This is a genomic window from Mesorhizobium sp. M8A.F.Ca.ET.218.01.1.1 (assembly GCF_004791165.1).
In the GTDB taxonomy this organism is placed as follows: domain Bacteria; phylum Pseudomonadota; class Alphaproteobacteria; order Rhizobiales; family Rhizobiaceae; genus Mesorhizobium.
In genome coordinates, this window is sequence record NZ_SRUZ01000107.1 from 1 (window position 1) to 342 (window position 342).

1 protein-coding gene is annotated in these 342 nt (G+C 58.8%); it reads right to left on the reverse strand.

What is annotated here, in order from left to right:
* On the reverse strand, positions 1–321 hold a 321-nt coding region (locus tag EN861_RS36715; RefSeq protein ID WP_348630919.1), incomplete at its 3' end, for a GFA family protein.
* Positions 322–342 lie beyond the last annotated feature (21 nt).

The window sequence follows — 342 nt, forward strand, 5'->3', positions numbered from 1 at the left end:
ATGCAGCGCGATTTGACCTGGGTCGGCATCGTAGGAAAGGGTGAGCGGAGAACCGCAAGCCTGACAGAAACCTCGCTGGGCGATAGGCGATGATCTACGCACGGCAGGCGCTTCACAAAGCCAGGAGACAGAGCCGGACGAAACCCAGGCAAGAACCGCGAAGGCGCTACCGGTCGCACGCCGACACATATCGCAATGGCAATAGTGGACACGTGGATCGGCGGTGACGCGATAACGAATTTTGCCGCAGAGGCATCCGCCGGTACGTTCAAGGGCGATAGCCTGAGCCGTCATAGTATCCATCCTGCTTGAACGTTCCATGGGGAATGTGGTTTCGTGCCG